The sequence below is a fragment of the Gallibacterium salpingitidis genome, from assembly GCF_001678495.1.
Lineage (GTDB): Bacteria > Pseudomonadota > Gammaproteobacteria > Enterobacterales > Pasteurellaceae > Gallibacterium > Gallibacterium salpingitidis.
In genome coordinates this window covers 1-2092 of sequence record NZ_JTJL01000083.1, presented here as the reverse complement: position 1 = coordinate 2092, position 2092 = coordinate 1, and the positions used below count along the sequence as shown (strand labels likewise).

The window sequence follows — 2092 nt, the reverse complement described above, 5'->3', positions numbered from 1 at the left end:
TCTCACTTTCTGCAGTACGGCCTAAGAAACTAAGATGGCGTTTACCGTCTAAATAGGCTTGTCCAATACCGGCATAAAAATCAATATCCCATTGTGGCGTTAATTCCGTATTACCATATACGCCAACCTGCCAGGTATCGGCTTTTAAGTTATGATTAGCAGCAGAATCATAACTGTCTGCATCAGTTTTAAGATAGCCAGCCGTTAAGCCCAATTTAGTGTTTTCGGTGACACAACGTTCACTACCAATAGCAATGCCACTATGAGTGGCTTGATAGCCAGATAATCCAGATAAACCCTCTCGTTCATTCCATTCCCCTAACACTTTTGCCCACACTTGATTTTCTCCGGAATTCGCAAGACAACGTCCTGTTGGTATCGATTTAGTTAAGGTATCAGTGGCTTCCATTATCACGCGGCTGGTACGAATGCCAAGTAATGGTTGCATTTGTTCTACCGCATTCACTACTTCTTTTTCACTGGTTAATGGCATTAAGCCTAAAGCAATATCATTGTCTACTGAGGCTTTAATTTTATCTAAACTTGCCGCCATTGGGGCTAAACAATCATCACAAGCTTCTTTCACCAAATGTTCAATTAAACCTCGAGTTGGTTCCGGTGTTGGGGTAGGCTCTGGTTTAGGTTCTGGAGTCGGAGTTGGTTCAGGTTCTGGCTCTGGAGCTGGAACCGCTTTAGCATTTAAGTGAATCGCCTTGCCATTAGGGTCGGCCCAAGGAGTGAAGTCAAATAGGATACTGTTATCGGTGACATTTTCTTGTTTAAAAATACCCTTCACCGCCACATCAGAGGTGATGATATTTTTAAAGACTTCATCACCACCTTTCGCTAGAGTAGCATTAATATCGAGCTTAGCATCTGGGTCAATCACGACGGTATCGTTACTATGAATTTGGCTGTAGTTATCCACTGCAGCGATATCCATTTTATAAATACCGTTAAGTACGAGCGATTTCACGCTTTCCTGACCAGAAAGAGCATAAAGTGTGGCACCTTTATCCACCCATAAATCGCTGTTCGTCTGAGAGTTGTCTCCTAGTTCCATGACACCACCAGACAATTGAATACCAGGAACGCTAACGACACCTTCTTCTGCATAACTCGCTACATTCAACACTGCATTAGGCGCTAATGCGAGTGTGCCCTCTTTGACAAGAATACCCGGAGTTTTACCATCCTCTTTGTCTGCGGTAATAATCCCTTCGTCAAGCGTACCTTCGAGTATCCATGTGCCTGTCCCTTCTTTTGTGATGGTATCGAAAGCAAAGATTTTTTTACCTGCTATCTTGGTTTTATCAAAATCTTCACTAAAACCAAAAATAATCTGATCATTCTTATCTTGCGGCAAACTAGCAATAGAGCCAAACTCATTGAGTCGTAAAAAATAATTATCAGACCCATTAAGTATTAGTGTATTATTGTGACTTGGCAAACCATAACTACCTAATTGTCCTTGAAATGCAATCACTAGTCCATGTACATTATCAAAACTTGTTGAAAGTTTTAGATTATCCCGAATGGCACTGAAATCGTCCACAAAAACAATTGCCCCTCCCCTAAACTCCTCTTCAACAGGTTTAATCTGGACATTACCCGATAACGTGAGTACCTGACCTTTTGATGGCCCACCCATATCTCTTATCAAAATTCCCCAAAGATCTCCTTTTATTGTCCCCCCTGTAAGAGTAATGTTGTTCTCATCTTCCGATAAGATTCCTCCTCTCCATCCCATAATTACGGTGTCATCGCCAGTAACTGTAAAAGTGTTACTACGATATAAATAAATCCCCCCATTTGATCCTAAAAGTTGAGCATTAGAAACTGTAATATAATTGTTATACAGTGCATGGATAGCATTACCGGCACTTATGATACCCCCTGACACAGAAACGTTAGCGTCATATGTGTCAATTCCTGCTGCCTCATACCCTCCTTTGATACTTATCCCATCAAGTATTAAATGCGTATCCCTAGAACCATATACACTAATAGAATCCTCTCCGGGAAACGGCTGAAGTTCTATATTCCCTTTAATAGTTAGCGTCCCGTTATCTACTAGTGTAGTGGTAGACTA

General features: G+C 41.3%; 1 protein-coding gene. It reads right to left on the bottom strand.

What is annotated here, in order from left to right:
* A partial coding sequence (locus QS62_RS11655) for an autotransporter family protein (RefSeq protein ID WP_330998013.1) occupies positions 1-1975 on the bottom strand: 1975 nt, incomplete at its 3' end.
* Positions 1976-2092 lie beyond the last annotated feature (117 nt).